Origin of the sequence: Saccharopolyspora thermophila (assembly GCF_014646075.1) — a bacterium.
In the GTDB taxonomy this organism is placed as follows: domain Bacteria; phylum Actinomycetota; class Actinomycetes; order Mycobacteriales; family Pseudonocardiaceae; genus Saccharopolyspora; species Saccharopolyspora thermophila.
The window spans coordinates 38,218-61,563 of the sequence record NZ_BMMT01000019.1 but is presented as its reverse complement, the minus strand read 5'-3'; the positions used below and the strand labels follow the sequence as shown (position 1 = coordinate 61,563).

Here is a 23,346-nt window from a genome sequence, read left to right as displayed (position 1 = left end):
CACCGGCTCCTTCCTAGGGTCGTGGCTGGTCCGGGCGGTCCAGGCGGGCCTCTTGCGGGGCGTCTCCCAGCACGGCGATCACACCGGTGAGACCCCGGCCTTCGTCGTTGCCAACGGGGGAGCTGTACCAGTAGCAGCCCGGGCCGTCGAGATCGAGCACGGCGCGTCCCCGAGAGTGGATCGGCAACCAGATGAACTTGCTGTCGCCGTTGCTCGGGAGGAGCGCGCAGTGCGTGTTCTGGTCATCGTTGATGATCTCAAGTTCGAGTTCGCCGCCGTGCGGCATGATCAGGATCGCGGGATCCCAGACCAGCTCGTCGGGCGGGATCCGGATCTGGGCGCGCATGCGGCCGCCGGACTCCTCCTGGGCGTACCCGAGGTTCCCATGGGTCACCAGGCGCCCCAGCATCGCCCCGTTCTGCCTGTCCAGGCCGATCTCGCTCACCAACGCCGACAGCTCCCGTTCCTTCGCGGTGGTCGCCATCGGATTCGCCTCCTCGTGTTACATTCATCCACCGGCAGTAATGCCGTCGTGATCGGCGGCGCGTGCGCGCCCGGGCCGCGATTGCCGTCCGTGACTGGCGTGCAGATCGTGCGGTGACTGCTGGGGACTTTCCCTGCGGGTGTAGCGGTGGTCCGCGGCGTGACCGGAGCGGGCGCGCATCCGGTCGGCAGAGACCGCTCGGCATACCAGCATTGTCCGGGCCACCCGACACCTCCCCCCGTCGCGTGGATCCCACCGCATGTGCAGGATAGCTCTGCCGCCGCACCCGGCGTAAGGCGCTGAGCAGCCCAGAAATGGCTGCTGACCAGCACGAACATCATGTTTTCGAGAAGGCTTCAGCTCGCTAAACACGCCTTCTTGCGGTGGAAGGGAACGAGCGTCTCGCTGATGTTTCCCATGTGTAAGTCGTCGAATCGCTGTTCGGCACCGCAATGCCGATGATCCGGTGGCCGCCGCCATCGAGGTCGGGTCCGGCGCGGTCTTCGACGGCAACGGTGATCGCTACCACGGCACCGGCGGTCTCGGCGACGGCGGCCAGGGCGAGGGGCAGCCCGCCACGGTCGTCCCGGACGACGTGGCCACAGTGTCCTCTGTGGTTATCGGAGTGTCCGCAGCGGACGGACGCACCGCCCGGGGCGGCTGCACCCTGTGGAACGTGGTGTGGGAGGACCTCGGTGAGGACGCGACCACCGGCACGGCCGGGGTTTTCGCCGCCGTTTCCGCGGCGCCGCGGTGCGCTGGGCGCCACGAGGCACCGGAAGCACTTAGGCCGAAAGTATGAGGTGTCGGGACCGCTTTCCCGGCCGATCGGTTGATCTCGGCTGCCACTTCGGCCGATCCCATCGACGCTCCGGGCCCATAGCGTGGATCGTGCCCGGGGAGTTCGAGAACCAGGAGAGAGGCCGATCATGACGAGGATGACAGTGATCGCGGACAGTGATCACGACGTGGTGATGAGTGCGAGCAGACGCGCTCGCGAGCTCACCGAACCGGTGCTGCGAGCCGCCGTCGGGCGGCTCGGCGGGGCGCTGGCGGGGATCGGCGCGTACCACTTCGGCTGGCAGTCGGGGGATTCCTTCGCCGCGGGCAAGGCCATTCGGCCGACCCTGGCGGTGCTTGCCGCGGAGGCGGTCGGCGGCGCCCCGTCGGACGCGGTGCCCGCCGCTGCCGCCGCCGAACTCGTCCACAACTTCAGCCTGATCCACGACGACATCGTCGACGGCGACGAACTGCGGCGCGGCCAGCCCGCGGTGTGGAAGGCGTACGGCGTCCCGGCGGCGATTCTGATCGGGGATGCACTGCACTCCGAAGCGTTCGGGGTTCTGCTCGGCGGGAGCGGCCCGAACACCGGTGCCGCCGCGGCGGAACGCCTCGCCGCTGCAATGCGGGAGATGGCTATCGGTCAGGTTGAGGACATCCGCTTCACCGAACGGCCCTGGGCGGGTGAGCACGCCGTGCGCATCGCCGAGTACGAGGTGATGGCGGTAGCGAAAACCGGTGCGCTGCTGGGCTTTTCGGCGTCCGCGGGAGCCCTGTTAGCCGGGGCGGACGACGCGGTCGCGGGGTGCTTCGACCGACTGGGACGCCACCTGGGACTGGCCTTCCAGTGCACCGACGACGTGCTGGGCATCTGGGGCGATCCGACGGCGACCGGCAAGCCGGTGTTCGGGGATCTGCGAGAGGGCAAAAAGACGCTGCCGATCATCGCCGCACTGGCCGCGGAAACCCCAGCGAGCTCGCGCCTGGTGGCGCTGCTCGACGCCGGGCTGCGGACCGACGCCGACCTGCGGCTCGCGGCGCAGCTCGTCGAGGACGCCGGTGGGCGGGAGTTCACCGAACGCGAGGCCGCGCGGCACCTGACGGGTGTTGCGGACTGCCTCGCCTCGGTGCCGATGCCCGCGGAGATCCGCGCCGGTTTCGAAGCGCTGGGCCGGTCACTGATCGGACGGATCCGGTGACGGAGCCGGTTCTGCCCGCTCTCGTACCCGCCGCAGGCATCGCCAGTCAGGCGTCGCCAGCCCGGAGGCGTGGCCGACGGATCGCACGCGGACATCGTCTGGTCAGCGGGGGACGGAGGTGCGCTTGAACTCGTTGAGGTCGGTCCACTCCGTCAGCAGGTCGACCACGCGTTCGATCGTCCGGACGGACTCGGCCGCGTCGGCGCCCACCGGTGCGCGTTTCATCAGCCGGACGAACACCGCCTGGTCGTCGGCGATGAAGGTCGGCACGCCCCACACGTTGTGCGAGGCCACGAACTGCTCGTGCTCGGTGCGCACCCGTTGCAAAGCCGATCCGTCGTCGATGCGGGCGAACACCGCGTCGGCGGGGACCCCACCCTCGGTGAGGACATGGTGGATCACGGATCGGTCCTCCAGGTGCAGCCCCTTGTCGTGGCGAGCCGCGAACAGGGCGCGGTGCACCCCGGAGAACTGCTCCGGGAACTCGTCCCGGACGACGACACCGGCCTGCAGGGCGATGATCCCGGTGTCCTGCGCGGGTTCGTCCCAGACGCTGGTCTCGCCCGGCTCGACGTGTGCCTGGCCGAGCGAGAACGGCAGGAAGCGGATTTGCCAGTCGGCGCCCGCGGCCAGACCGGTGAGCAGGTGCTCGTGCGCGTTGCGGGCGAACGGGCACCGGTAGTCCCAGGTGACGGAGAACGTGGCGGTCATGCCCGGGTCAACACGAGCCGGGGTGGCGTTGTTCCTGGCGATCATTCCGCTCCAGCCGGACGCGGACCCGGCACCCCGTGCGCTGCGCGGAGGAGCAGACGTGTCCCGGCCACACCATCTGCCGAGAGCATGGTCCACTGAGGACTGAAAATGGCTGGCCGTGCTCGGTGCGTGGTGCGCACGGAGGTGCCCGGTTCGAGTTCCGCACGCAGCGCAGCGGCGTGGCCGTCGAGCTGGGTGACCACTGTGGCCTCCTGTCGCTGGGGCCGGGTTCAGGCGCCGGTCGCGCCCGGGCCGGGTGCCGCGTCTTCGTTGACGAGCACTGCCGCACCGTCGAAGCGGCCCGCCTTGAGGTCCTGCAGCGCTTGCTGCGCTGCCCCCAGCGGGTAGGCGTGGGTCGTGGCCCGCACCCCGTGGCGGGCGGCCAGTTCGAGAAATTCCTGCCCGTCCTGGCGGGTGTTCGAGGTGACGCTGCGCAGCTGCTTTTCGTAGAACAGCTCCCTTTCGTAGTTCAGCGCGGGGATGTCGGTGAGGTGGATTCCGGCGATGGCGAGCACGCCGCCTCGGTCCAGCGCGCGCAGGGCGACCGGAACCAGGTCTCCCACCGGGGCGAACAGGATCGCGCTGTCCAGGAGTTCGGGCGGTGTGTCGTAGGCCTCGCGCGCGGAGGTCGCGCCGAGCTGGAGGGCGAGTCGCTGTGCCGCTTCGCCGCGGGTGAGGACGTGGACTCGGGCGCCTTGCGCGAGCGCAACCTGTGCGCACAGGTGGGCGCTGCCGCCGAACCCGTAGAGGCCCAGTCGGCCACCTTCCGGCAGCGACGCCCGGCGGAGTGCGCGGTAGCCGATGATGCCCGCGCACAGCAGTGGCGCGAGTGCGACGCTGTCGATCTCGGTGGGCAGTCGGTAGGCGTAGGCCGCGGGCACGGTGGTGTACTGGGCGTAACCGCCGTCGGCGTCCCATCCGGTGTAGCGGGATCGTGGGCAGAGATTCTCGTCGCCCCGGCGGCAGAACGCGCATTCCCCGCAGGTGTGGCGAAGCCAGGCCGCACCGACGCGTTCGCCGACCCGGAAGGTGGTGGCGTCCTCGCCGTGCGCGACGACCCGGCCGACGACCTCGTGGCCGGGCACCACGTGCTCGCGGTGCACCGGCAGGTCACCCTCGCTGACGTGCAGGTCGGTCCGGCACACCCCGCACGCCAGGACCTCGACCAGCAGTTCGTCCCGCGCGGGAGTCGGCACGGGCCGCTCTTGGCAGCTCAACGGCCCGGTCTCGATCGCGCCTGGTGCGCGCACGCTCCACGCCCGCATCCTCGGCACGCCGGATGACGTCACGAGCGGATCCTTCCCATCGGTCCTGACCCACGGGTACCCACGCACGAGCCAGGCGGGTCCGCCTGCACGGCACGCGGTGCCCCGCATGGCACGCGGGGCATCGCGAAGCCGGGAAGGCTCACCGCGTCGCAGCGACCACCCTGGTCTGAAAGATCGAGGATGCGGAGGTTGACCTCCAGGCGCCAGCGCGGTGGCCTGCCGGCGGCCGCCGGTAACCCGCGGCGTCCGCCGCGGGTTACCGGGCGGCTCGGCCCGTCATGGCCGTGCCGATCCCGATCGCGGCGGCGACCGGCCATTCGATCACGCCCAGGGCCGCGACGAGGCCCAGGCCCGCGTAGTAGGTCAGCTGGTCCGGTGGTGGCAGGTACCGGCGTGCGGTGCTGACCGCGTTGTCGAGATCCTGCCGGCTCGGCACGTGCAGGTCCGGGCGGTGGAACTCGGCGGTGACCCCGGGGAGGTGGAGGGTCGGGCCGTGGCTGGTCTCGGCCTTCGCTCGCTGGGCCCCGGCGGCCCGGCCGCCTGTTGATCGGGTGCGTTGAGGGCTTGCCATGAATCCTCCTCGCCTGATCTCGGGCCGGGGCGTGCCCGGTGCGCGGCCGGCGCGCCGAGGTCGACGACCCCGGCGACCCGAACGTAGGCACCACGCGGCGAGGGGCGCAACGGCAAGAAGTCCCGGTGCCGCGTGCCGATCAGAAAGCGTTCCGCCAGAAAGCGTTCCGCGGAACTTCGGTCGCGGCGGTCACCTCCGTCCACTGTGCTCGGTGTGCGGGGGCACGTCAGCGGATCGGAGCGCCCGGTGCATCTTGCGGCAGAGCATCGCCGAAGAGCGGGGTCCGCGTCGATTGTCCCGCCCGCCTCGGCGCCGCGAGTGGTTGGGGCGGTCCGCTTGTTGCTGTCCTCACAGGACGCGGGCGCGTCGGGCTGTGTGAGCTGAGAGACGAAACCGACTGCGGCGCAGCTCTTTTCGCGTTACATGTGATCTGTTTCACATGAAATGGCCGCGTGTGTTCGCTTGTCGGGGGCATCGACGCGTGTTAGCACTCTTTGTGGGGGAGTGCTAACTGAAAACCAGGCGGTGGCTCGCCTGGCGGCTTGAGGAGGCAGCTTGAGCAGCGCGCATCGTCCTGCGTGGCCCGTTCGACCTGTTTCGAAGGCCGGGGTCCGGTCCATCCCGGAAGCCGGTCGTCCGCTGCGCGTGGCATTGGTGGCCCCGCCCTACTTCGACGTGCCGCCGCGGGCCTACGGCGGCGTGGAAGCGGTCGTCGCCGACCTCGCCGACGCGCTGGTGGCACGCGGCCACGCCGTGACGCTCCTCGGCGCCGGGCGCCCCGGAACCAAAGCGCGGTTCGTGCCCGTCTGGGACCGGACCGTGCCGGAACTGCTGGGCGAGCCTTACCCGGAGGTGATGCACGCCATCGCGGTCCGCCGGGCGGTCGAACGGCTCGCAAGGACCGAAGGGCTCGACGTGGTCCACGACCACACCCTCGCCGGTCCGCTCAACGTCCCCGCCTACGGCGTGCCGACCGTGGTCACCGTGCACGGACCGGTGGTCCCCGACATGGAGCGCTACTACCAGCATCTCGGGTCGGACGTGCACCTGGTGGCGATCAGCAACCGGCAGCGGGAACTGGCCCCGGAGCTCAACTGGGTTGCGACCGTGCACAACGCCGTGCGCGTGGCCGACTGGCCGTTCCAGGCGGACAAGGACGACTACGCGCTGTTCCTGGGTCGCTTCCACCCGGACAAGGCGCCGCACCTGGCGCTGGAGGCGGCCCACGCGGCGGGTCTGCGGCTCGTCCTGGCGGGCAAGTGCGCCGAACCGGTCGAGAAGGAATACTTCGAGCGCGAGGTACGGCCCCGGCTGACCGAGTCCGACCACGTCTTCGGGGTCGCCGACGCACAGCAGAAGCGGCAGCTGCTGGCGTCCGCGCGGTGCCTGCTGTTCCCGATCCGCTGGGAGGAGCCGTTCGGCATGGTCATGATCGAGGCGATGGCCTGCGGCACCCCGGTCGTGGCGCTGCGGTCCGGCGCCGTGCCCGAGGTGGTCGTGGACGGCGTCACCGGCCTGGTGCGGGACGATCCGGCCGAGCTGCCCGCGGCGCTGACCGAGGTCGCCGAGCTCGATCCCGCCGCGTGCCGGGCGCACGTCGCCGAGCACTTCGACGTCGATGGCCTCGGCGCCGGCTACGAGGCCGCCTACCGGCGTGCGATCGAGCTCAGCGCGCTGCGCCGGGACTACGCCGCACTCGACTCCGCTCTGGACCGCGCCTACGACCGGGCGGGCGACGGCGGTCCGACCCTGCAGGCGTCAGGGGACCGGCCATGACCCCTGGGGTGTTCAACGCCGGGGAGCCAGTGCCCGTCGCGACCGTCGGGGGAACCGTGACCCTGGTGGAGGGCAGCACCTTCTGCCTGTCCGACTCCTGCGGCGACGTCCGCCCCGGCAGCTCCCACGGGTTGTTCTTCCGCGACGCGCGGCTGCTGTCCCGCTGGGAGCTGCGCCTGGACGGGCAGCCGCCGTTCCCGCTGACGGTGATCTCCGCAGACGCGTTCGCGGCGCGGTTCGTGCTGCGCCGCCCGCCGAAACCCGGGCAGGCCGACAGCACGCTGCTGCTGGTCCGCGAACGCCTGGTCGCGGACGGGCTGCGGGAGCGGATCACACTGCGCAACCTCGGATCGGAGGCCACGGTCGCCAGCCTCTCGCTGCACGTCGACGCGGACTTCGCCGATCTGTTCGCCGTCAAGGAAGGGCGTGCCGGGCACGGCGGCGCCGAGGTCACCGTCGCCGGCGCGGAACTGCTGCTGCGCGACCGGTCCGACGGTCTGCGCGGCCTGTCGGTGAACGCCTCCGGCGACCCGGTGGTGGCGCCGGGCGCGCTGACCTGGCGCGTGGTCGTCCCGGCACGCGGGCGGTGGGACACCGAGATCGTGGTGCAGCCCAGCGTCGGCAACCACCGGGTGCGGCCGCAGTTCGACCGGGGCGACGAGGTCGAGGACACCGGTCCGGCGCGCAAGATGCAGGCGTGGCGGCGGGTCAGCACGGTCGTCACCGCCGACGACCCGGTGCTCACACAGGTCCTGCACCGCACCGAAAGCGACCTGGGCGCGCTGCAGATCCACGACGGCAGCCACGACGGCCGGCCCTTCGTGGCTGCCGGCGCCCCGTGGTTCATGACGCTGTTCGGGCGGGACAGCCTGCTCACCGCCTGGATGGCCCTGCCGCTGGACGTGGACCTGGCGCTGGGCACCCTGGCGAAGCTGGCCGAGTCGCAGGGCAAGCGCGTCAATCCGCTCACCGAGGAGGAGCCGGGCCGCATCCTGCACGAGTCCCGCCTGGGCCCCGACCACGACCAGGTGCTCGGTGGCAGCCACTACTACGGCACCGCCGACGCGACACCGCTGTTCGTCATGCTGCTCGCGGAGTGCTGGCGGTGGGGTGCCGACGAGGCCCAGGTGCGCTTCCTGCTCCCCGCGGCGGACGCGGCGCTGGGGTGGGTGGACGGCTACGGGGACCGGGACGGCGACGGTTTCGTGGAGTACCGCAGGGCGACCGACCGCGGCCTGGTCAACCAGGGCTGGAAGGACAGCTTCGACGGCATCAACGACGCGGCGGGGCGGGTGGCCACCGGTCCGGTCGCCCTGTGCGAGGTGCAGGGCTACGTCTACGCGGCGTGGCTCGCCCGGGCCGAACTGGCGGAGGCGTTCAACGACCCGGCCACCGCCGCACGGTGCCGGGACCGGGCGGCGGACCTGCGCGCCCGGTTCCACGAAGCGTTCTGGCTGCCGGAGCAGGGGTGGTATGCCGTCGCGCTGGACGGCCGCAAGCAGCCGGTGGACGCTCTGACGAGCAACGCCGCGCACTGCCTGTGGTCGGGTATCGCCAGCGACGAGCACGCCGCTGCGTTGGTGCGCAACCTCGGAACTCGGGACATGGACAGCGGTTTCGGCCTGCGGACGCTGTCGGCGTCGATGGGCGCCTACAACCCGATGAGCTACCACAACGGCTCGGTGTGGCCGCACGACACGGCGATCGCCGTGGCCGGTCTGCTCCGCTACGCGCACCTGCCCGGGGCGGCGGAGCTGGCCCAGCGGCTGGCGACCGGCCTGCTCGACGCGGCGGCGGCGTTCGGGAGCAGGCTGCCGGAACTGTTCTGCGGTTTCTCCCGCGACGAGTTCAGCCCGCCGGTGCCGTATCCCACGTCCTGCTCGCCGCAGGCGTGGGCGAGCGCGGCCCCGCTGCTGCTGGTGCGGTCGTTCCTCGGCCTGGAACCGCACGTGCCGCGGCGCCGCCTCCACCTCCGCCCGCACCTGCCGGACCGGTGGGGACGCCTCGTGCTCACCGACCTCCGCCTGGGCGCGACGACGCTCCACCTGGAGGCCCACGGCACCACGGCGGAGGTGCGCGGACTACCGGAGGACTGGGAACTGCACAAGGAGGAATAAGCGGCCACGGCGCGCACCCGATCCGCCTCCGCGGTGCGAACCTCGTCCTCGTGGCGCTCCCAAATTCGCCTGAAGTGGGGAACTTCGTCCGCACGACCCGCGGGATCCGGCGAGCCGCACGACCCGCGGGCGGGGGAGCCGCAGGCCCGCGGGCGCGGTAGGCACTGACCGTGCTGGCGTCCGGATCTCGCACGGTCCGAAGTGGACCGAGTCGTCGGGGGTGAGCCGCACGTAAGCGGCCGCGGCACCGGTTGTCGGCCAGAACCACGACCCGCTGAACCGGTTCTGTCACGGTTCGGCGGTTGACCCTCCGCTCGGGCGTTCCTAGGCTGGGCCGCCGGACGTGGTGGGAAAGGTGGCGGTGCCGGTGGCTGGGCTCCGGTACGTCGAGCTCGACGCCGGATTCGGGTGCTACATGCCGGAATCCGGGGACACGACCGAAATCAAATTCATTTACTCGGAGATCTTCCGCGGCAACTGTTACCTGCGCGGTGGACTGGCGCTCCACGACGACGCGGTCGTGGTCGACGTCGGCGCGAACGTCGGGCTGTTCACCCTGTACGTCAAGCAGCGCTGGCCGCGGGCGCGGGTGGTCGCGATCGAACCGATGCCCCGCACCTACGAGGCGCTGCTCGCCAACCTCGACCGGCACGGCGCCACCGGTGTCACGCCGTTGCGGCGGGCGCTCGGTGCGCGGGCGGAGCCGGACGTCGCGTTCACGTACTTCCTCGACCTGCCGGGCAACTCCACCCGGTACCCGGAGCAGAAGGCCCGGATCGGCGAGCTGGCAGGCACACCGGAGGAACGCGCGCACCGCCGACGGCTGCTCGCGGACCGGTACGAGGTACGGATGCCGGTCGAACGGCTCTCCGACGTGCTCGCCGAGGTCGGCCCGTCCGGCCCGATCGACCTGGTGAAGATCGACATCGAGGGTTCCGAGGCGGACGCGCTCGCCGGTATCGACGACCACGACTGGGCTCGGATCCGGCAGGTCGTGCTGGAGGTGCAGGACTTCGCCGGCGCCCCGGCCGTGCTGGCGGAACGCGGGTTCACCGTCACCTCGGAGCAGCCGGGCGACGTGCTCGGCGACCTGGGCACCCAAACCGTCTACGCGCGGCGGTGACCGTGCGGATCGTCCTCACCTGCCTGCCCTACTACTCTCACCTCGTGCCGATCGTGGTCCCGGTGGCGCACGCGCTGCGGCGCGCCGGACACGCCGTGTGCGTCGCGACCGCTCCGGCCATGGCCGCGGAACTCGCGCGGCACGGCGTCGAACACCTGCCGCTGCCGAACGTCCGCACCCTCGAACAGCTGCTCGCCGACCCAGCGTTCCGCACCAGTCCCGGCATGCCCGGCGCGGAGGGGGAGGACGAGGCGCAGACCGAGCGCGCCCGCGCCGACCCCGGTCCGCTGACCAGGGCGTTCGCCGGGCCGCTGGCCGGGATCTTCGCCCGCGACCTGATCGCGGCGGCCGCGCGCTGGAGGCCGGACGTGATTGTCCGGGAGTGCAACGAGTTCGGCGGTTACCTCGCCGCGGAACGGCTCGGGCTGCCTCGAGCGGTGCTCGACATCGCGCCGTACTCGTCGGCGCACCTGCCCGTCCTGCGCGGCGTACTCAACAGCCAGCTGGCCGATCTCGGCGTCGCGCCGTCGGACGATCCGTGGCGGCCGAACGACGGTCTGCTCGCCGCCGTCGTGCCCGCCGCGTGGTACCCGGAGTGGCTGCGCGTGCCGTCGCTGCGGTCCTATCGGCCCAACATCCCTTCGCCACAAGGGTTTTCGTATTCGGCTGAACGGCCGCTGGTGCTCGCCGGCCTCGGCACGGTCGCGCACACCGTCATACCGGAGGCCCCGCGGCTGCTCGCCGCGATGGTCGCGGCACTCGGCGAACTGCCGTGCAGGGGGCTGGTGTCCGTCGGCCCGGCGTTGGACACCTGGTCCGGGCCGCGGCCGGAGAACGTCCGGCTGGTGTCCTTCGCGCCACAGCGCGAACTGCTCGGCGGGGCCGCGCTCTTGCTCTCGCACGGCGGATTCGGCGGTGTCCACGAGGCGCTGCAGGCCGGGACGCCGATGGTGAACGTGCCGTTGTTCGCCGACCAGCCGGACAACGCGCGTCGCGTTACCGACCTGGGCCTGGGCCTGCACGTCGGCCCCACCGAGGCGACGCCCGAAGCACTGGCCGACGCGGTCCACCGCGTGCTCGCCGACGACGGTTTCCGGTGTCGTGCCGCGAACTTCGCCCGACAGGTGCGGGACGCGCCGGGCTTCGACGTGCTCGCCGAGGACATCGCCGCTCTGGTTTGAGCCGGGAACCGACCGCACCACCCGGGAAGCGAAACGCTCCCTCGTCGGGCGCGCGATCCTACGACAATGCCCTCGGGTTGTCGATCCGCCAGCGGAACTGTGCGCGAAAATGTCCGGGTTTCTGCCCGAAGAAACACGATTCCTTTCTGTTGCGCCCCCGTTCGCGGTAGTGCGGAACCCCCGTTCGTCCCTGGAAAAGGTGCTTTCACGCTTCTTGACATTTGATCACGGTGGCCAGCACACTGACCGTGACTGAACCGGAATGTGGCGGCAGGCAACGGAAAGCCTGTGCGCGGCACGGGAAAGGCCGACATTCGCGTGGCCCAGATCATCCATCAGCTGTCGTTGAACGAAAACTGTTCCCCTCCATTGCCCGGCGTGCTCGAGGCGGCCGAGCGCAGTCTGCGCACCATGCACCTCACCCTCGACGCGTTGGCCACCGGCCTCACCGGTGCGATCGCGGAGCGGTTCGCGATCGCACCGGAGCGGGTGGTCGCCGGTGCCGGTTCGGGCGCGCTGCTCCAGCAGTTCCTCACCGCACACTCCGGTCCCGGCGCGGCCGTGCTGCACGCCTGGCCGTCGTTCGAGCTCTACCCGTTGCTGATCCGCAACGCCCTGGCCGAACCGGTCGCGGTGCCCTCGGACGGCGACCGCCAGGACCTGGCCGCACTGGCCGACGCCGTCACACCGGAGACGAAGGTCGTGCTGCTGTGCAACCCGAACAACCCGACCGGCGAGGTGCTCGGCGAGGCGGAGCTGGCCGACTTCCTCGCCGCGTTGCCACCGCACGTGCTCGTGCTGATCGACGAGGCATACCGCGAGTTCGCCGACCCCGCGCGGATCGCCGACGGGCTCGCCCTCGCGGCGGCCGACGACCGGGTCGCCGTCGTGCGCACCTTCTCCAAGTCCCACGGCCTGCTCGGACTCCGCGTCGGCTACCTGGTGGCGGCCGAACCGGTGGCTGCGGCATTGCGGCCGACGCTGCCGTTCTACCGCGTGCCGACGGTCGCGCAGGCCGCGGCGCTGGCCGCGCTCGACGCCGAGGACGCGATGCGCGAGCGCTGCCGCGCGGTGGCGGCCGAACGCGACCGCGTGCGGGCCGGACTGCTCGAACTGGGCTGGGACGTCCCGCCCAGCGGCGGCAACTTCCTGTGGCTGCGGCTGGGGGAGCGGAGCAAGCCGTTCGTGGCGTACCTGGCCGCCAACGGCGTCGCGGTGCGCGAGATCGCCGGTGCCGGGGTGCGCGTGAGCACCGGGACACCGGAGGCCAACGACGCGGTGCTGATGCTCGCCAAGGAGTTCGCCGCCAAGGAGTTCGCCGGATGACCACCGACGCCCTGAGCCACGAGGTCGCCGCGTCCCCGGTCGCGGCGGAGGTCCGGCGCGCCCTCACCGAACGTTGGCCCGCCACCGGGGAACACCTCGACGAGATCTCCCGTTACGCGCTGCTGTCCCCGGGGAAGCTGCTGCGACCGCTGCTGCTGGTGGCCTCGGCCGAGGCCGTCGGCGGCGACCGGGAGGCGGTGATGCCCGCGGCGCTGGCGGTGGAGTATCTGCACGCGGCGACGCTGGTACACGACGACATCATCGACGGCGACGACACCCGCCGCGGCCGGGCGTCCGTGCACGCCCGCTACGGCGTGCCCGCGGCGATCGTCATCGGGGACGCATTGATCATCAGGTTGTTCGGTGCGCTCGCCGAATGCGCGGCGCCGGAAGCCGACATCGTGACCGCGGTGCGCATGCTCGCGCGGGCGGGCGAGGACCTGTGCCGCGGCCAGGTGCAGGAGGGGCTGCTGGTACCTCCCGGACCCGGCACGCCGGGCAGCGGTCTCACGGCGTACCTCAGGGTGGCCGCGCTGAAGACCGGTGCGCTGTTCCGCGGTGCCTGCCAGGCCGGTGCGGTGCTCGGCGGCGGCACGGTCGGCGAGGTCGACGTCGTCGCGGAGTTCGCCGAGCACACCGGGCTCGCCTTCCAGATGTACGACGATCTGCTGCCGTTCCTCGGCGACCCGGCGGTCACCGGGAAACCGGGCACCAGCGACGCGGCCAACCGCCGCGCGACGTTCCCGGTACTGCTGGCCCACCGTGAGGGCGGGCCGGCTGAGCGGCGGCGGATCGAGCGGGTGCTGGCGGGCGAGCTCGCGCCCGGTGCGGCGCTGGCCGCCCTGCGTGAGGTCGTGGCGGCGACGGGGGCGCTGGAGCTCGGTCTGGCGCGCGCCCGGGAGGAGGTGCGGCTGGCGAAGTCCGGGCTCGGCGTGCTGCCGGTCGCGGAGGCAGCCGGTCTGCTCGGCGCGATGGCCGAGTTCGCGGTGCGGCGGGACCGCTGACCGTGGCGCTGGCAACCACGGGACTGCCGCGGCGGATCGGCCGGTCGGTCCTGGCGCACGTGCAGACCTGGCGGCCCTACACGTCCTGTTATCCCGGGCTGCTCGGGCTCGCCGGGGCCGTGGTGGCCGGCGGCGCCGACCGGCCGGGCACGCTGGTCGCCGCGGCGCTGGCCCCGGTGCTGGGCTGGTTGTCCGGGCACTACCTCGGTGACTACTTCGACCGCGGTCTCGACGCGATCGGCAAACCGCACCGGCCGATCCCGTCCGGACGGCTGTCCATTGCGGCCGCGCTGCGCGGCGGCCTGGTGTGCGCGGCCCTCTCGGCCGTGCTGGTGCTGTCGGCGAACTGGCGGATCGTCCCGCTGTTCGTCGCCGCGATGGCCGGGATCGTCGGCTACAGCACGGTGTTCAAGCGACGCGGCATCGCCGGGAACCTCGCGCGCGGCGGGCTCACCGCGCTCGCCCTCGTCATCGGTGCGATGGTGGCCGCGCCGTGGCCGCCGTGGAGGCTGCTGCCGGTGGTGGTGGGTTTCCTCCTGCACGACACCGCGTCGAACCTCGTGGGAACCATCCGCGACGTTGACGGCGACCGTGCCGGGGGATACCGCTCGGTGCCGGTCCGCTGCGGCGTCCGGCACGCGGTGCGGCTCGCGCTGCGTCTGTACGCCGGAGGTCTCCTGCTGGTCGTGCTCGGCGCGGCCTGGGCGGTGGCGGACCCGGCCGCCCAGCTCGCGCTCACCGCTGTCGCCGCCGCCTGCGGGGCCTGCGCGTTCACGCCGCTGCTGCGCGCGGGCGACGTCGTGGCCGCGCGGACCGCGTTGCGTGCACACGAACTGCTGGTGGCCGAGCGGCTCGTGCTCGCCGCCGCGGTCGTCGCCGGCGCCGCCGGCGGCCGGTTCGCCGTCGCACTCGTGCTCCCCGTCCTGCTGTTCTCCCTGCTCACCCAGGCGTTGATGCGAGCCCACCACGAGTTCCCGCCCGCCGCGGTGGCGGCCGGGGGAAAGGACCCGGCATGACCTTTCTGCGCGCTGACCGGATCACCGAGGCGATCACCGAAGGCGCCGAGGCGCTGTTCGCCGCCCAACGTGCGGACGGGGTGTTCGACTACGGCGGAGCGAACCTGACCTCCACGCTCGGCACCGTCGGCGCGGTGTGCGCGCTGCACTTCGCCGATCCCGGTGGGGCGGCGGATCTGATCGAAGCCGGTGTGGGCTGGCTCAAGCGCACTCAGGCGGACGACGGCGGCTGGGCGATGGTGCCCGGCGGCGCCTCCGAGTCCGGGCCGACGGCGGTGGCGTCGGCGGTACTGCACCTGGTGGATCCGCGCGGCAACGCCGCCGAGGTCGAGGCAGGCCAGGAGTGGATGCGCAGGACCGGGGACCTGCAGGCGATCCCGCACGCGGAGGTCGTCGCCTGGTGCCGCCAGTTCTACGGCTTCGCGGGCTGGCTCGACCCGCGCCAGATGCGGCGGTTCCCGCTCGAACTCGCGCTGCTGCCCGGGCTGTACCGGCGGCTGTTCGACCTGCGCGCCCCGATGGTCTCCGCACTCGGCCTGGCCCAGACGCGGCACAAACCGCTGACCCGCCTGCAGCGGGCGCTGGCGAGGCTGGCGGAGCCGAAGGCGCTTGCCGTGATCCGGCAGGTCTACGAGCACGAGGGCAGCACCGGTGCCTGGTGCGAGGACGCCTGGGTGACCGGGCTGATCTGCACCGGGCTCGCCCGCGCCGGGCTGGGCAGTGACATGGTGGAGGGCGCCGTCGGCTGGTTCCGCCGGATGGTCGCGCCCGACGGTTCGTGGTCCAGCGGCCCGCTGGATCTGACCTGGACGGTGTACGCCACCGCCGGGCTGCTCGAAGCCGGGTACGCCGACGACCCGCGGCTGGCCGCCGCCAAGGAGCTCTTCCTCCGCCTGCAGCAGGACCGGCCCTTCACCGCGTTCGGCTGCCCGCCCGGGTTCTGGGGCTGGTCGGGCACCCGCGGCTGGCCCGCGACCCTGGAGACCGGCGAGGTGCTGTCCGTGCTGAACCACCTGCCCGGCGTGGACCAGGCCGACGCCATACGGCGCGGCGTCACGTGGCTGACGCTGCAGCAGGACACCCGCGGCTCGTGGGGCCTGTGCGTGCGCAACACCAAGGTGGCCAACAGCGGACCGTGCCCGCACATGACCGCGCAGGCCGTGGACGGGCTGCTGGACTCGGGCGTCCCCGCCGACGACCGCCGCGTCCGCCGTGCGCTGCGCTGGCTGGCCACGGCGCAGCGGCCGGACGGCAGCTACGAGTCCGTCTGGTACCGCATGCACACCGCAGGCACCTCGGCCGTGCTCCAGACGTTCGCCAAGGCCGGTGCCGCGGGCAGTGAACCGGCGCGGCGGGCGCGGGCCTGGCTCGAACGCACACGGCTGCCCGACGGCTCGTGGGGCACCGGCGACGGCGAACCCGGAACCGTCGAGGAAACCGGGTGGGCGGTGTCGGCGCTGCTCGCCGCCGGGGCGGAACCGGATGCCGTGCGGCCCGGTGTGGACTGGCTGCTGGCGCACCGGCTGCCCGGCGGCGGCTGGCCGGCCGCGAACGTCAACGAGTACGTGCGGCACGTGTGCCGGTACCCGAATCCCGCGCTGGCGCATGGTCTCGCGCTCAAAGCCCTCGCCCGCTACCGGAAGGCGGTGGCGCGATGACCTACGACATCGTGGTGTGTGGTGCGGGCGTCGCCGGGCTGGCGGCCGCGTGCGCGCTCGGTCGGCTGGGCCGGCGCGTGCTGCTGCTGGACAAGCAGGAGCGGGTGCGGCCGGTCGCCAAGGGAGAAGTGCTCCAGCCGGGATCGCTGGCGATCCTGCACGAGTGGGGTGTCCTACCACGGCTGGCGGAGGCTGGGGCGTTACGGCTCGAGAAGCTGGTGGCCCGCGACGCCGAGGGACGCGCGCAGATGGTCCTCGACTACGCGCGCCTGCCCGCGCGGCACAACTGGCTGCTGGCCCACGACTATGCGGTGATCCTCGAGGCGCTCGAGAAGTCCCTGCCGGACAGCGTCGAGTTCCGCCGCGGTGCACTGGTCACCGGCCTGGCGTCCGCCGGTGGTCGGGTCACCGGCGTCCGGCTGGCCGGTGACGTCGTCGAGGCGGCGCTCGTGGTCGCCGCCGACGGCGTGTCGTCCCGGCTGCGTCGCGCTGCCGGGATCGAGTTCCGCCGCGACGACTACCCCCACCGGCTGGTCGCGTTGGAACTGCACGACGCCCCGGCCGTCGAACCCGACTTCTCCGCCTACGTCACGCCGCGCGGGCTGCGGCTGCGCTATCCGTTGCCGGACGGTCGCATCCGACTCTACGCACAGACCGGTGCGCACGAGCTGCGCGGGCTCGACGCCGACGGGCTGGACCGCTGGGCCACCGGCCTGGTCCGGGAGACTCCCGCGCTCGCACCGCTGGCGGAGTCGATACGCGTGAGCCTCGCCGGACGGCAGGTGTTGCCGGTGTCCCGGTTTCTCGCGCCCTCGCTGGCCGCACCGGGACTGGCACTGGTCGGGGAGAGCGGGCACGCCGTGCACCCGATGGCCGCGCAGGGCATGAACAGCGCGATCGCCGACGCCCACGAACTCGCCGCGATGCTGCGGCAGGGCGGGTCACTGGCCCCCGCCGTGGTGGACCACGCGCTCGCGCGGTACTCGGCCGCCCGGCGCGCGAATCTCGCGCACGTCGGGCGGACGAGCCACAACGCGGCGCGGATGATCACCGACCTGTCGTGGGTGGGCCGGGTCGTGGGCCGCCGGGCGCTGCGCGGCACCGGGCGCAACGACCGGATCCGCTACACCGTGATGCACACGATGTCCGGGCTCGGCGTGCACCCGCTGACGCCGCTGGACCGGCTGCACCAGCTCGGGGTGCTGCCGGATCCGCGGGCCCGGCGGCTGCCGAGCTGGGCATGAGCGCGGTGTCAGTTCACGCACTCGACGACGACCAGCCCGCTCGGCCAGTCGTGCGTGGCGCACACCGACAGGCCCGCGGCCGTGGCCAGCGCGTGGAAGTCGGCGACGGTGCGCTCGCGACCGCCCAGCAGCGTGAGCGACTGCAGGTCGAACGACGAGTTGTTCTTCGCGTGCTCCTGGCCGGCGAGCACCTCGACGATCAGCACGCGTCCGTCCGGCCGCGCGGCCTCACCGCAGCGGCGCAGGATCGCCGTGGCGTTCTCGTCGTTCCAGTCGGTCAGCACCCGCGACACCAGCAGCACGTCGTAGCCGCGGGGCAGCGGGTCGAAGAAGCTGCCGCCGACGAACTCCGCGCGCCCGGTCAACCCGGCGTCGGCGAACGCCTGCTCGGCCTCGGGACGCACCGGCGGCAGGTCCAGCACGGCACCGGTCAGGTGCGGGTGTTTGAGCAGAATCTCCGACAGCAGGGCCCCGGTCCCGCCGCCGACGTCGAGCACCCGCCGCACCCCGGTCCAGTCGTACTCCGCGGCCACGGTCGGGCCGGTCTGCCAGGCGTGCCCGGCCATGATCGCGCCGAAGAACAGCCGCAGCCGTTCGTCGCGCTGGTAGTCCGCCCAGAAGTCGATGCCGTGCACCCGGCCGTACGCGGATTCGCCGGTGCGCACCGAATGCAGCATCCCGGTGTAGGCGAGGTCCATCTTCGCGCCCGGGCCGTCGATGTCGAGCCAGCGGCGCTGCCAGCGGTGCTCCGCACCGAGCAGTTCGCGCGACAGCGGCGTGAGACCGTAGGTGCCCGGTGCGGTTTCGGCGAACAGGCCGACGGACACCAGGTGTCGCAGCAGCCGCGCCAGCGAGTCCTTGTCGCACTCGGTCGCGGCGGCGAGCTCGGCGAGACCGGTGGTCCCCGCCTCGACCAGCTCGGGCAGCCGCAGCGCGACCGCGGTGCGGATCGCGAACGGGGTAGCCAGGTCCACGAGGCGGGCAAGCTCGGCTGCGGCGTCCTGCGGCATGGGCGTCCTTTCGACGGGGGAGTACGGGATCCGCCGGGAACGATCACCGGCACGGTCAGCGTGTCAGTCGAAAACAATTCCTGTCAACCATCACCCGCATTTCCTGGTTTTGTTCCGGAATGCTGCTCCACGCTGCCCGGAAACAGCAAGAAAATGGAGGAAGAATGACCGAGAACCGTTTCGACGTGCGTCCGGTGTCCGGTGCCCTCGGCGCGGAAGTGCGCGGTGTGCCGCTCGATTCGCTGACCGACGCCGATTTCGCCACGGTGCGGGAACTGCTCCTCAAGCACCTCGTGCTGTTCTTCCCCGACGCCGCGGGGCTCGAACCGGAGGCGCACAAGGCGTTCGGTCGCCGGTTCGGTGAACTGGAGGTGCACCCGTTCCTGCCGAAACTGCCTGGGCACGACGAGATCGTGGTGCTGGATTCCGACGAGGGCGCGCGCGCCGACGTCTGGCACACCGACGTCACGTTCAGCCCCGCCCCGCCGATCGCGTCGGTGCTGCAGCTCGTGGAGTGCCCACCGGCCGGCGGCGACACGATGTGGAGCAACCAGTACCTGGCCTACGAAGCGGTGTCCGCGCCGGTGCGCGACCTGCTCGACGGGCTCACCGCGGTGCACGTCTTCGAACACCCCAACGGCTCGTTCCGCAGCGAGGCCGAGCATCCTGTGGTGCGCACGCACCCGGAGACCGGCCGCCGCTCCCTGTACGTCAACCGCATGTTCACCCGCCGCATCCCGCAGCTGACCCCCGGCGAGAGCGACGCGCTGCTGAATCACCTGTTCGAGGTTTCCGAGAGCCCGCAACGGGTCTGCCGCTACCGCTGGGTGCCGGGCGCGGTCGCGGTGTGGGACAACCGCGTCACCCAGCACTACGCGGTCAACGACTACGCGGGCCGCCGGGTCGGACGCCGCGTCACGATCCTCGGCGACAAGCCGGTCGGCGAAGCACCCCGCTGGCCCCACCACGAGGCAGGAGCCCTGAGCGCTTCCACGAGCCGCTGAACCACCAGCGCGGCTCGGCGGTCCGGGCGACGCCGACGTCAAGGCATGAGGGTGCGGGCACTCCCAGCGCCGCGGGGGCGTTGGGAGTGCCCGCAGGTTTCACTCCTCGAGGAGGTCCTCGATCTGGATCGGGAGCTTGCGGACGCGGATGCCGGTGGCGTTGGCAACGGCGTTGGCGACGGCCGCCGCCATGCCGACCGTGCCGATCTCGCCCAGGCCCTTCGCGCCGACCGCGTTGTGCAGCGTGTCCGGGTACTCGACGAAGTGGACGTCGACCTCGGGGATGTCCGCGTTCACCGGGATCAGGTAGCCCGCGAAGTCACCGTTGGCCAGCCGGCCGTTCTCCTCGATCTCCAGGCCCTCGTGCAGCGCTGCCGACACGCCCCAGATCATGCCGCCCATGATCTGGCTGCGCGCCGTCTTCTCGTTGATGATCCGGCCGGCGTCGAACACGCCCAGCATGCGCGACACCCGAATCTCGCGGGTCCACCGGTGCACCCGGACCTCGCAGAACTGGGCGCCGAACGAGCTGAAGGAGTGCTTGGTCACCTCCTCGCCGGGTCCCGACGACCCGGTCGCGGAGATCGACGGGCGGTTCACCGCCCGCAGGAGCTCACCGAAGGTCATCGACCGGCCGTCGGCCAGCACGCGCCCGTCCGCGTAGGAGACCTCCAGGCCGTCGAACGGCGCCCCCGGGGACGACGCCAGGGCCAGCAGGTCGTCGATCACCTGGGCGGCGGCGATCACGATGGCCGAACCCGCGCTCGCCGTGGCGGTCGAGCCGCCGGACAAGCCACCGGGCGGCAACGCCGAGTCGCCCAGCCGCGGCGTGACCCTCTCCGGTGCGATGTCCAGCGATTCGGCACCCACCAGGGACAGCACGGTCAGCAGACCGGTTCCCGGGTCCGCCCCGGAGGTCGCGACCACCGCCGTGTCGTCCGCGTGCAGGGTGATCTCGACCGTGGCCGGGAACCGCAGGGCGGGGAACATCGCGGTGGCCGTGCCCATGCCCACCAGCCAGTCGCCGTCGGTCCGGCCCCGTGGTGAGCGGTTCGCCCAGCCGAACCGGGCCGCGCCGATGCGGAAGCACTCGTCGAGGTGCTTGCTCGACCACTGCAGGTCCTTGCCGGGCGGTGCGGTCGAGTTGTTGCGCAGGCGCAGCTCGATCGGATCCATCTCCAGCGCGACCGCGAGTTCGTCGATCGCGCTCTCCAGCGCGAACGACCCGGGCGCCTCGCCCGGCGCCCGCATGAACGTCGTCGGCGGGACGTGCAGCGGCACGATCTTCTGGCTGATGGCCAGGTTCTGCGTGGCGTACCACTCCCGCGAGGTGCCGTGCGAGGTCCGCTCGACGAAGGACCGGTCCACTGGTGTGCTGCACCACGAGTCGTGCCGCAGCGCGATCAGCGTGCCGTCGGTGTCCGCGCCGAGGGCGATCTTCTGCACCGTCGCGGCGCGGCCCGCGGTCGCCGTGAAGACCTGCTCCCGGGTGAGGACGGCCTTGACCGGGCGCCCGAGGTCCCTGGCCGCGGCCGCGGCCAGGAACGCCGGAGCGGACGTGCGGGCCTTGCCACCGAAAGCGCCGCCCACGAACGGGTTCACCGCGCGGACCGACGACGCTTCCACGCCCAGCGCGGCGGCCAGCTCCGCCGCCTGGAGGTCCGCGCCCTGGTTCCCGCTGTAGATGGTGAGGCCGTCGGAGTCCCACACCGCGACCGCGGAGTGCGGCTCCATCGCGGCGTGGTTCTGGGTCGCGGTGGTGTACGTCGCCTCGACGACCACCGGGCTCGCCGCCAGGGCGTCCTCAATGGACTCCACGTCGGGGGCGAGAACCTCCAGGGCCGCGGGCGAACCGTCCCAGGAGACCGGCGCCTCCTCGGCCGCGGCGAGCCCGTCCTCCAGCGAGGTCAGCACGGGCCGCTGCCGGTACGAGACCTCGACGAGCATCGCCGCGTCCCGGGCCTGCTCGAAGGTTTCCGCCACCACGAAGCCGATCGGCTGGCCGTAGTAGGTGACCTCCCTGTTCTGCAGCGGAACCCACGTCTTGCCGAACATCGAATCCGGCGTGTGCAGCTTGAGCGGGTCGAACGGCGAGTACACGCCGAGCACGCCCGGAGCGGTCTTGGCCGCCGTGACGTCCATGGCCTCGATCTCGCCGTGGGCGATGGTGCTGAGCACGATGTACCCGTGGACCATGCCGGGGAAGCTGTGGTCCGCCCCGTACTTGGCCCGTCCGGTGACCTTCACCGGACCGTCCAGCCGGTTGCTCATCAGCGGCTCCCCTCGGTCAGTTCGATCAGTGCGCGGATCACGGTCCGCTTCAGCAGGGACACCTTGAAGCCGTTGGCGGACAACGGCCTGGCGCCGTCGGCGGCCGCGGCGGCAGCGGTCTCGAAGGACGCCGGCGTCGCGGGCGCACCGCGCAGCGCCTCCTCGACCGCGGAGAGCCGCCACGGCACGGTCGCCACACCGCCGACCGCCACCCGGGCGTCGACGATGTGCGAGTCCCGCACGTCCAGCGCGACCGCGGCCGAGCACAGCGCGAACTCGTAGGACTGGCGGTCCCGGACCTTGACGTAGGTGGAGTGCGACGCCCAGTCTAGCCGCGGCACCAGGACCTCGGCGATCAGCTCGCCGGGTCGCAGGTCGTTCTCCACCTCGGGGGTGTCGCCCGGCAGGCGGTAGAAGTCGGCCAGCCGGACGGTGCGGCTCCCGGTGGCGCTGACCAGCCGGAGCTCCGCGTCGAGCGCGACGAGGGCCACCGCCAGGTCGCTGGCGTGCGTTGCCACGCACGCGTCGCTGGTGCCCAGCACGGCATGCATCCGGTTGGCCCCGGTGATCGCGGGACAACCGCTGCCCGGTTGCCGCTTGTTGCACGGCATGGCGACATGGCGGAAGTACGTGCAGCGGGTGCGCTGCAACAGGTTTCCGCCGATGCTGGCCATGTTGCGCAGCTGCTGGGAGGCGCTCTGCAGCAGGGCGCGGGTGACGGCCGGGTACACCCCGGGGTGCGCGGCGACGTCGCTCATCCGCTCCAGCGCGCCGATCCGCAGTCCGTCGCTGGTGTCGATGCCCCGCAACGGCAGCTCGTTGATGTCCACCACGTGCTGTGGTGTCAGCACGTCGAGTTTCATCAGGTCGACGAGCGTGGTCCCGCCGGCCAGGAACGCGCCGGGCGAGGTGAGCGCGGCTTCGATGGTGGTGGGTCGGGTGAGTTCAAAGGGACGCATCGGCCTGCCTCGCTTGTTCGACTGCCGCGATGATGTTCGGGTAGGCCGCGCAGCGGCAGAGGTTGCCGGACATGAACTCCCGGACGTCCTCGACGCCCTGTTCGACCGCGGCGACCGCCGACATGATCTGCCCGGACGTGCAGAATCCGCACTGCAGCGCGTCCTGGTCGACGAACGCCTGCTGGACCGGGTGCAATCGGTCCTCGGTGGACAGTCCTTCCACCGTCGTTACCGGCTGCCGCACGGTGGCGGCCAGGGTGAGGCAGGACAACACGGGCCGGCCGCCGACGTGCACCGTGCAGGCGCCGCACTGGCCCCGGTCGCAGCCCTTCTTCGGGCCGGTGATACCGAGGCGCTCCCGCAGGGCGTCCAGCAGCGTCACACCGGGGTCGATGCTGAGCTGTTCGGTCCGGCCGTTGATATCGAGTGAGATGTCCACTGGGTCTCTTTCCCGCGGATCGTCCGCGTAGGAAGCCTGACGGCGTGGCTGCGGTGGTGGCTGCGCCGAACCCACCGCGAGATGAAACGGATATTTATCCGCTTCACGATCTGAGACTAGCGGATGACAATCCGCTTCGCAACGAGCGCGCACCGGCGCCGCT

General features: G+C 72.0%; 20 protein-coding genes. 12 read left to right on the top strand and 8 right to left on the bottom strand.

Translation table 11 applies throughout. The features are described 5' to 3' along the window. Nucleotides 1-13: 13 nt before the first annotated feature. Entirely contained in the window at nt 14-484 is a 471-nt protein-coding gene (locus IEY17_RS21870; protein ID WP_188990736.1) for an MSMEG_3727 family PQQ-associated protein, read from the bottom strand. Nucleotides 485-917: 433 nt separating this feature from the next. Between IEY17_RS21870 and IEY17_RS21865 the strand changes: the two genes are divergently transcribed. Continuing rightward, nucleotides 918-1,286 (top strand): pectate lyase, encoded by a 369-nt coding sequence (locus IEY17_RS21865; protein ID WP_188990812.1) that lies wholly within the window; start codon nt 918-920, stop codon nt 1,284-1,286. Between the two features lie 127 nt (nt 1,287-1,413). Then, nucleotides 1,414-2,463, top strand: coding sequence for a polyprenyl synthetase family protein (locus IEY17_RS21860; RefSeq protein WP_229680415.1), 1,050 nt, complete (start codon nt 1,414-1,416; stop codon nt 2,461-2,463). A gap of 102 nt (nt 2,464-2,565) precedes the next feature. Here the strand turns inward: IEY17_RS21860 and IEY17_RS21855 are convergent, their stop codons facing one another. The 3 genes from IEY17_RS21855 to IEY17_RS25615 all read right to left on the bottom strand — a co-directional run bounded on the left by IEY17_RS21855 (nt 2,566) and on the right by IEY17_RS25615 (nt 5,055). Then, nucleotides 2,566-3,219, bottom strand: a complete 654-nt coding sequence (locus IEY17_RS21855) for a DsbA family protein (protein WP_229680413.1) — start codon at nt 3,217-3,219, stop codon at nt 2,566-2,568. Nucleotides 3,220-3,446: 227 nt separating this feature from the next. Beyond that, on the bottom strand, nt 3,447-4,481 hold the full coding sequence (locus IEY17_RS21850) for a zinc-binding alcohol dehydrogenase family protein (protein WP_188990806.1): 1,035 nt from the start codon (nt 4,479-4,481) through the stop codon (nt 3,447-3,449). A gap of 259 nt (nt 4,482-4,740) precedes the next feature. Continuing rightward, nucleotides 4,741-5,055, bottom strand: coding sequence for a hypothetical protein (locus tag IEY17_RS25615; RefSeq protein WP_229680411.1), 315 nt, complete (start codon nt 5,053-5,055; stop codon nt 4,741-4,743). 645 nt (nt 5,056-5,700) lie between these two features. Between IEY17_RS25615 and IEY17_RS21840 the strand changes: the two genes are divergently transcribed. The 9 genes from IEY17_RS21840 (at nt 5,701) to IEY17_RS21800 (ending at nt 17,500) form a co-directional block, all read left to right on the top strand. Continuing rightward, nucleotides 5,701-6,831 carry a glycosyltransferase family 4 protein gene (locus IEY17_RS21840; protein WP_229680410.1) on the top strand — a complete coding sequence of 377 codons (1,131 nt, stop codon included), beginning with the start codon at nt 5,701-5,703 and terminating at the stop codon, nt 6,829-6,831. After that, nucleotides 6,828-8,948: an amylo-alpha-1,6-glucosidase gene (locus IEY17_RS21835; RefSeq protein WP_188990734.1), complete on the top strand. Its 2,121-nt coding sequence runs from the start codon at nt 6,828-6,830 to the stop codon at nt 8,946-8,948. The genes IEY17_RS21840 and IEY17_RS21835 overlap by 4 nt, the downstream gene beginning before the upstream one ends. 367 nt (nt 8,949-9,315) lie before the next feature. Beyond that, nucleotides 9,316-10,071: an FkbM family methyltransferase gene (locus IEY17_RS21830; RefSeq protein WP_188990732.1), complete on the top strand. Its 756-nt coding sequence runs from the start codon at nt 9,316-9,318 to the stop codon at nt 10,069-10,071. Between the two features lie 44 nt (nt 10,072-10,115). Further along, nucleotides 10,116-11,252, top strand: coding sequence for a glycosyltransferase (locus IEY17_RS21825; protein WP_229680409.1), 1,137 nt, complete (start codon nt 10,116-10,118; stop codon nt 11,250-11,252). A 264-nt stretch (nt 11,253-11,516) separates the two neighbouring features. Next, nucleotides 11,517-12,578: an aminotransferase class I/II-fold pyridoxal phosphate-dependent enzyme gene (locus IEY17_RS21820; RefSeq protein ID WP_308424016.1), complete on the top strand. Its 1,062-nt coding sequence runs from the start codon at nt 11,517-11,519 to the stop codon at nt 12,576-12,578. Beyond that, entirely contained in the window at nt 12,575-13,582 is a 1,008-nt protein-coding gene (locus tag IEY17_RS21815; protein WP_188990728.1) for a polyprenyl synthetase family protein, read from the top strand. Before IEY17_RS21820 ends, IEY17_RS21815 begins: the two co-directional genes overlap by 4 nt. Before the next feature lie 2 nt (nt 13,583-13,584). After that, on the top strand, nt 13,585-14,598 hold the full coding sequence (locus tag IEY17_RS21810) for a UbiA family prenyltransferase (RefSeq protein ID WP_229680407.1): 1,014 nt from the start codon (nt 13,585-13,587) through the stop codon (nt 14,596-14,598). Then, nucleotides 14,595-16,256: a prenyltransferase/squalene oxidase repeat-containing protein gene (locus IEY17_RS21805; RefSeq protein ID WP_188990726.1), complete on the top strand. Its 1,662-nt coding sequence runs from the start codon at nt 14,595-14,597 to the stop codon at nt 16,254-16,256. Before IEY17_RS21810 ends, IEY17_RS21805 begins: the two co-directional genes overlap by 4 nt. Next, nucleotides 16,253-17,500 carry an FAD-dependent oxidoreductase gene (locus tag IEY17_RS21800; protein ID WP_188990717.1) on the top strand — a complete coding sequence of 416 codons (1,248 nt, stop codon included), beginning with the start codon at nt 16,253-16,255 and terminating at the stop codon, nt 17,498-17,500. The genes IEY17_RS21805 and IEY17_RS21800 overlap by 4 nt, the downstream gene beginning before the upstream one ends. An 8-nt stretch (nt 17,501-17,508) precedes the next feature. Here IEY17_RS21800 and IEY17_RS21795 read toward each other — a convergent pair whose 3' ends face one another. Next, a complete protein-coding gene (locus tag IEY17_RS21795; RefSeq protein WP_188990715.1) occupies nt 17,509-18,510 on the bottom strand; it encodes a methyltransferase in 1,002 nt (333 codons plus the stop codon). 164 nt (nt 18,511-18,674) lie between these two features. On the opposite strand from IEY17_RS21795, the gene IEY17_RS21790 reads away from it, so the two are divergent. Further along, nucleotides 18,675-19,514, top strand: a complete 840-nt coding sequence (locus IEY17_RS21790) for a TauD/TfdA dioxygenase family protein (RefSeq protein ID WP_188990713.1) — start codon at nt 18,675-18,677, stop codon at nt 19,512-19,514. Nucleotides 19,515-19,613: 99 nt separating this feature from the next. On the opposite strand, the gene IEY17_RS21785 is transcribed toward IEY17_RS21790, so the two are convergent. From IEY17_RS21785 to IEY17_RS21775, 3 genes are read right to left on the bottom strand one after another with little or no spacing between them, the layout of a single operon-like run. Beyond that, nucleotides 19,614-21,785, bottom strand: coding sequence for a xanthine dehydrogenase family protein molybdopterin-binding subunit (locus tag IEY17_RS21785; protein ID WP_188990711.1), 2,172 nt, complete (start codon nt 21,783-21,785; stop codon nt 19,614-19,616). Further along, nucleotides 21,785-22,744, bottom strand: a complete 960-nt coding sequence (locus IEY17_RS21780; protein ID WP_188990709.1) for an FAD binding domain-containing protein — start codon at nt 22,742-22,744, stop codon at nt 21,785-21,787. Before IEY17_RS21780 ends, IEY17_RS21785 begins: the two co-directional genes overlap by 1 nt. Continuing rightward, a complete protein-coding gene (locus IEY17_RS21775) occupies nt 22,731-23,183 on the bottom strand; it encodes a (2Fe-2S)-binding protein (RefSeq protein WP_188990707.1) in 453 nt (150 codons plus the stop codon). The genes IEY17_RS21780 and IEY17_RS21775 overlap by 14 nt, the downstream gene beginning before the upstream one ends. Between the last annotated feature and the right edge of the window lie 163 nt (nt 23,184-23,346).